Consider the following 6955-nt stretch of genomic DNA (forward strand, 5'->3'; position numbering starts at 1 on the left):
ATGCGAAATAATTGCATTATGTAAGTTTTATCATTCGGGCTGTTTAACAAAATTGGAAGGGTGGCCAGTTGCCCGGGATTATAAATTTGGGCAAAGTTATGAGAATAAACGTACTTTAGAACTGCAGCAGCACAACTCCCTTTCAATATAATAAATACCCATTTTGCAAGAAAACAAAACAACCAACACTGGAATTAAACTCCTTACAACATTATTATTTTTTTTGTTAGCGTGTAATAGCACCGTTCAAAAAACTAACAAACCACAGGGCTTGACAGAAGAAGAAATAAGACAATATTTTGCAGACAGTTTATCCGGGAGATATGGCTTTGGGCAATTTGAAAAGGACAGTACGAAAACATTTGCCCATTTTTTCAGGACAAACTATCCCGGCATTAATACAAAATATAGTGACAATGCTTTTCCTTTTGCGTTTGAAGAAGAGTATATTGACACCACTAAAATTGATACCTTAAAAAAATGGTTTAGAATAATAGTAGTGCCCTGTTTCAGGCGCCCCTATTGCTTTGTAGTGGAAAAGAAAGGCGATAAATCTTTTTTAACTACGAAGGTAACCAATGGAGACGGCGGGTATCATACCGGAGTATTGCTGTTAACAACGCATTTTATGTTTCGTGACACGCTGTACGACAATATCTCAAAACGTTTAGACACCTGCCGTTTCTGGACGCTTGGTGAAGATACCTCCTGCCATAGTGGTTTAGACGGAGAGACCTGGATATTTGAGGCTATAGAAAATGGCAGGTACAATATTATTTCACGTTGGTGGCCGCAGGGCTGTGGCGACAGTACAACAATGTCTCTTTCAGAGATCGGATTTGAATTAAACCAATTAGGTAAGCTTGACAAAGTGCTAACGGCTATTGGCGAGCGCCAAAGCGGCATGTACGAGCGATAGGATTATCAACTTCCCCGAAAGTAGGCCATAAGTAGTTTATTGAACTAATGATCATACTTGTGATCTTTCATATAATTCAGATATAGGATGATCTTTTCAAATTCCTGGTCTGATAAGTTGGTGATCGCTGGCATGCGGCTATTGTACCGGTAAGAGGAAGGTGCTTTTGCAAAGGAGATGATCTGTTGTTCATCCCGGTATTCGGTTATGTTTTTGGGGAGATTGAATTCAGGACCGAAGGAGCCGCCAATTTTATTGATGGAGTGGCATTTAATACAATTGTCTTTAAATGTTAAATAACCGGAGTAAGCAGGGTTACTGCTATCGGGGACAATTAATCTGTCTTTTTCTTTTTTCGGGATCAACCGGATCGTGGTGAGGCCATAAGGCCAGAAAAGAGATTGATCGTCTTTCTGTGCCTGGTCCCAAACGAGATAATAAGGGCTAAAATGCTGGCTAAGGGAGTCTGGCCAGTCATTGTCCTCCGGCTGGTCTAAGTCTTTAAACGCAATATAGCCATTTACAGGGCCATAGATTTTCGAAAGGTCCATGACCGGATTGTAACCATCTTTACATTCAAAAATGACCATGGCATTGGCGGTATCAAATTTGGAAGCTTTCCAGGTAGCTTCGAGCAGTTGCCGGAGGGAAAAGCCAAGGTATTTTTTGGGTGTTTTGAAATAGGGATCGTAGGCAACAGTAACCTTTGTTATTGCATTCCCGGCCTGGTGGTTCAATACTTTTTCCAAAACAATATTGACTTCCCCATTTTCGTTGGGTTTTTCATTGATGGGAATAATTTTATTTTCCGTTGCCGGGGTATGGCATGCCGCAAAAAGCAACATGGCCCAACATAACATCCTGATATAAAATTGCACTGTTTTCACCACTCAAAAGTAGGATTTAAAAAGACTGGGTGCAGGAAAATGGAACGAGCTTGTGTGAAACCCGGGACGGGCTTCGGAAAGACCCGGGACGATTAACATTCGCTAAGGGTAATATCCTTTTCAAATGACGGATCCTGGGACGAACAGCAACAAACCGGGGACGAGTGCCGCAGGTATGTATCTATATTGCTTAATCGTTGTGTCAACCATGTGTGAACCATGTGTGGTCCATTAGAGAAGCAACATATTTGACACATGGTTCACACAAGGATGAGGCCCGGTTCAGACATGGCTTCAGGGCTATACAGGAAAAAGCCTCACTTCACAACAATGGAGTGAGGCTTTTCTAAGGGGTTTAGTAAATTTATCCAGTTAACTGATATAGTTAATGTATTTAATTGAGGTACAGACTTTACAAGCACTAATTCCTTCCTGATCAAACCATCTGCATTCTGAACGGATATTACATTCAGGAAGCTCATTTTTAATTGTAGATTGTTCGATATTCTCTAACACTCTTTTTATAACTCCGCATTGCTCCCCTGTCCACTGCTTACAACCGCTTTTGACACATTTATTTGTAAAGCGAAATTTTTGCTCCGGTAGTTTCCCTTTACTGGCAGAGGCTATAAAAACATCATCTATTTCCATTGGCTCTGTCAATATACTGACTTCATTATTTTCATTCACTATACCGAGAAGCCTGGAGCCTTCATATAAAGGAGCACTTGGACAAACATGTTTCTTGCTTTCCATTTTAATGTATTGCATTCTTGGCAATATAGAAATTATCCTCTTTTGGAATCTTTAATTCCTTCTCTATCTGACTTAACAAATCCTTATTCAATAATTTTGCAATTTCTCCGCCATCAATACGAAACTTATTTAAATAAAATGGAGAATTAGAATTACTATGAGCCTCGCTTGATTCGGGAGCAAGATCAAGCTCGCCTATCTTATGCATCAGCGTTTGATTAAGCGCCTTGCTGATCTCTTCCTGTGTTGATTTTGGAAGTTCGATGCCTTTTAGTTCCAGGGTGAATTTTGTGCTTGACATTTTAATTGAATTTAATTGCCTACTCTTTGTCGGATTTTCGGCTACTCCGTTCATTCGCATCTTTTCTTTACCTGAATTTACAAACCTTCTCCAGGATTAATACCCGGAAAAACACCTTTTTTAAAACGCCTGTTTTTTTGTAACCTATGAATAAACTAATCGCTATGATTACGTCGGTTAATCATTAGCGACTGGGCATCAGACACGTTACTAAAAAAAGTAGATTGTATTATTCACGCCACCAAGCTTATTGCCATTATCTTCGTTTCTCCGCGGACAGTCACGGCCGTGGCTAGCCCAGTGTAGTTACTAACGGCATCCGATTAAAATGCATCCTACACAACCAACTTACCCAAATCCCCTGAAACAGTGAACGTGAGTTTTCGTTAAATTGCTTATATCCATTAAACTATAATCAAATACCTGGTCTATGAGAAAATCTACTCCCAAGGGTTATCCTCTTGTTGTGTACGCTCCTGTCGCAACATTTTTTCAGAACAAATCAATCCTGCTCACTTTATTTTCAGTGCTGCTATGCGTAGCCGGTTATACGCAGAACCGGTCACCGGAAGATAAGATCGATCCCGCATTCAAATTTGTGATAACGCAACTCAATGCGCGGCATGTAGCAGGGACTTATTCACCCGCATTTAAAACCAGGCCCACGCAGGTACAGGTGGCCCCCGGCCAGCCTGGCGGCCAGCGTTATGATTGTATCGTATATACGACCGATGCCAACTCGCTTCGCAGTAGTGGTGTACTGGTAAATGCGGTGTACCCGCATTTTGTAACGGCCTGGGTTACGCCGGAACAAATAACGCAGCTGTCGAATTTGCCCACCGTTAATTACATCGCTGCGCCCGTGATGGATGAATTGCACAACGACATTGCAGTTGCCAGCAGCGGCGCTTCCCTGTTACACCAGGGAAAGCTGAACAACACGGTATACAAGGGCAAGGGCGTTATCGTTGCCATTTTTGATTCGGGTATCGATTGGCTGCATCGCGACTTCCGCGATCCCAATGATTCTACCAAAAGCCGTATCCTGCGGATCTGGGACCAAACCATTGCCCCTGTTGCCGGAGAAGTTTCTCCTGTAGGTATGGGTTATGGAGTTGAATACACCCGGGAACAGATCAATGATGAGCTCGATGGTACGCCTGCGAACTTCGTCCGGGAACGCGATATCAATGGCCATGGTACCCATGTGGCTGGCACTGCCGCCGGAAATGGCGCTGCCCTGCCCCTTACCCGCAAATACACTGGTATGGCGCCCGAGGCCGACATCGTTGTTATCAAAGGCGGTGACGGTTCTTTTTCAAACACCAATGTGATCAATGGCATTGCTTATTTGAAAAACCTGGCCACCACCCTGGGAAAGCCGGTTGTTTTGAATATGAGCATTGGTAGTCAGTTTGGTCCTCATGATGGTTCCCGCGAATACGAACTGGTAGCGGATGATTTTACCGCCTCCGGGCCCGGACGGGCAGTGGTAATTTCTGCCGGTAACGATAATGGCAGCAATATCCATAACCAGTTGAGTATAGCTGCTAGCGGCACCGGAACGGTCTCCTTCAATGTGCCGGCCGTTACAGCGCCTGACATCTTTCAATACCGCGTGTACGTAAACGATAGTAGCAATATTTCGGCTACTTTTTCTGCGCCGGGCGATGGTGGATCAGTAACTGCCAATACCAACCAGAATATTTTCGGACAGGTATTAGGCAATGGCTTCAATGTGTTCCTGAGCAATCAAATTGATGTGGGCAATGGCGACCGCTATATAGATATATATGTTCAAAGGAATGGCACCAATTTGATCAATCCGGCAGGCACCTGGACGCTTTCGCTCGCCAACAATACCACCAATACGCTGTCGTTACACGGTTGGATGTATTACAGAAATGCCTCGTTCTCTGCGTTATCACTTGTGGGTGGCAACAGTGACTACCTCGTGGGATCACCGGGTAATGCCACTTCAGCCATCACCACAGCAGCTTATGTAGGAAGACCTTCCTGGTATACCTATGCCGCCAATGGCGCTGTTTACGGCACCACCGCCAGAATGGATGCCATTGCTACCTTCAGTTCCCATGGCCCGCGCCGCGATGGGGTATTGAAACCAGAGATCGCTGCCATTGGGCAACATGTGATCTCGGCATTCTCCAGCACCAGTGCGGCCGCTGTGACAGATATCATTTACCCGGGGCTATATCGAAAGAACCAGGGAACCAGTATGTCGGCCCCTGTGGTTACGGGGGCGGTAGCCTTGTTGTTACAGGCAAATCCAACTGCCAACGTTTCGCAGCTGCGCAACCTGCTTTTTTCCAATACAACCAAAGACTCATTGACCGAAACGGCCGGCCCCACGCCTAATACTACCTGGGGTTACGGCCGCCTGGATATTTACCGGGCCGTTGGGGCTGGGTTCAATTGTTCGCCGGTGAATCGTAAAACCTATCAATACGATGCTTCCAATCTTGTTCCGGAAGACCTGGGTGTAACGCTCACCACGCAACGTATTGCCACCCGCTTTACACCTGATATAACCGGCAGTTTAGGGGGTGCTTATTACCATACCTCCATTACAAAAACAGCCCTGGTAATGGAAGTACGCGCCGATAATGCCGGCATACCCGGTGCGTTACTGGGGAAGTTGCTACTGCCCGATACTACGGTCAGCGCCTTTACATGGAATTATGTTGACCTTAGCAATTTGAATATTGCTGTAACAAATGGCGCCGATTATTATGTAGTGGTGTACCGGGATTCAGGCAGCGCAGCCAACTGGAGCCTGCGCCGCGAAAACACCCGCCTCGACAATCGTTCGCTTACTTCAGGAGATGGAATTAGCTGGGTAGATCCAGGTTTCGATTACAAGATCCGCTCCGTAGTATACAACCAGCCGCTGATGATAGCCAACCTGGTTACAAAGGACACCAAAAATAGCAGGGATATTTCCACCAGCAACCTGTTCGTTGATAACAACTGCCGCCTTATTGCACAGGTATCACCGGCCAGCGCCAGTGCAATCAGTGGTACTGTTACCGCCAATGTATGGATAGAGTCGAACGTGCCTCATGATTGCGGTATTCCATTTGTGGCCCGGCATTACCAGTTATTGCCTGCCGCAAATGCAGCATCGGCTACAGGCAGGGTTACCTTGTTCTTTACCCAGGCTGAGTTCACCGCATTCAATGCCGATTTCTTAAGCTACCTGAACCTGCCGGCTAACCCGGGCGATGCCGCTGGTAAAGCCAATGTACGCATCGCATTTTATAAAGGCAGCACCAGTAATGGTACCGGACTTCCCTGTAGTTACAGCGATGATGGTTTGCTCATAGATCCTGCCGACAGTGACATCGTATGGAATACAACAGCCAAACGTTGGGAAATCACCTTCGATGCCAGCGGTTTTGGCGGATTTACCGTACAAACCAACCGTAAGGGAACTCCGTTAATGGTTGAAAACTTTAACGGTCAACCACAGGGACGAGCCAATGTACTGAGCTGGATATTCAGGTGCCTGCGCAAATGGGCCATATTCGATATAGAACAAAGCGATAATGGAATTAATTTCAGCAGCATCGGCAAACCGAAAGGATGGGATGCCTGTACCTTTAATTTCGACTTTAAACACGATCTGCCCGGAAAAGGAAAGAATTACTATCGTATTAAGGTAACCGACAAGGATTCGACCTATTATTCCAACACCATTCTGCTGGAAACCGGAAAGCTACAAACTTCCCTGTACCCGAATGTTATAAAAAATGGAGCGCATATACAGGTAGTTTGCAGTGTATAATCCGATCCATCCTGACCACCTGTACCGATGATGCTGACCACTTGTTCCGGCCATGCTGACCACCCCTTCTCTAAGTAAGTTGATTTGATTATTCCGGTGATGTTGACCACCTATTTGTTGGTTTGTTCCGGATCATTCCGGTGATGCTGACCACCCTGGTGCACAAAGTTGCCAGATGTCATTCCGGCAATGTTGACCACCATCGTGACTTTACGCGTCTGCCATTCCGGCGATGCTGACCACTTCAGGCGCTTTTTCTGTAATCGTTTTGCTTTGCAGCTTTTTGA

Annotated in this window: 5 protein-coding genes; 2 read left to right on the top strand and 3 right to left on the bottom strand. The window is 45.3% G+C overall.

Going from position 1 to position 6955, the window contains the following annotated elements:
• Window positions 1-163: 163 nt before the first annotated feature.
• A complete protein-coding gene (locus tag BMX95_RS21270) occupies window positions 164-919 on the top strand; it encodes a hypothetical protein (protein ID WP_081203657.1) in 756 nt (251 codons plus the stop codon).
• Between the two features lie 44 nt (window positions 920-963).
• On the opposite strand, the gene BMX95_RS21275 is transcribed toward BMX95_RS21270, so the two are convergent.
• The 3 genes from BMX95_RS21275 to BMX95_RS21285 all read right to left on the bottom strand — a co-directional run bounded on the left by BMX95_RS21275 (window position 964) and on the right by BMX95_RS21285 (window position 2917).
• Entirely contained in the window at window positions 964-1764 is an 801-nt protein-coding gene (locus BMX95_RS21275) for a c-type cytochrome (protein ID WP_165759081.1), read from the bottom strand.
• A 414-nt stretch (window positions 1765-2178) separates the two neighbouring features.
• Window positions 2179-2562 (bottom strand): hypothetical protein, encoded by a 384-nt coding sequence (locus BMX95_RS21280; RefSeq protein WP_133054047.1) that lies wholly within the window; start codon window positions 2560-2562, stop codon window positions 2179-2181.
• Window position 2563: 1 nt separating this feature from the next.
• Entirely contained in the window at window positions 2564-2917 is a 354-nt protein-coding gene (locus tag BMX95_RS21285; protein WP_081203654.1) for a hypothetical protein, read from the bottom strand.
• Between the two features lie 376 nt (window positions 2918-3293).
• Between BMX95_RS21285 and BMX95_RS21290 the strand changes: the two genes are divergently transcribed.
• Entirely contained in the window at window positions 3294-6668 is a 3375-nt protein-coding gene (locus tag BMX95_RS21290) for a S8 family serine peptidase (protein ID WP_081203653.1), read from the top strand.
• Window positions 6669-6955 lie beyond the last annotated feature (287 nt).

Origin of the sequence: Niastella yeongjuensis, assembly GCF_900110245.1 — a bacterium.
In the GTDB taxonomy this organism is placed as follows: Bacteria; Bacteroidota; Bacteroidia; order Chitinophagales; family Chitinophagaceae; genus Niastella; species Niastella yeongjuensis.

Bases quoted from the DNA above. Each gene is read 5' to 3' on its own strand.
- BMX95_RS21275 (WP_165759081.1), bottom strand. From the start codon at position 1,764: ATGTTGCTTTTTGCGGCATGCCATACCCCGGCAACGGAAAATAAAATT.
- BMX95_RS21280 (WP_133054047.1), bottom strand. From the start codon at position 2,562: ATGGAAAGCAAGAAACATGTTTGTCCAAGTGCTCCTTTATATGAAGGC.
- BMX95_RS21285 (WP_081203654.1), bottom strand. From the start codon at position 2,917: ATGAACGGAGTAGCCGAAAATCCGACAAAGAGTAGGCAATTAAATTCA.
- BMX95_RS21290 (WP_081203653.1), top strand. From the start codon at position 3,294: ATGAGAAAATCTACTCCCAAGGGTTATCCTCTTGTTGTGTACGCTCCT.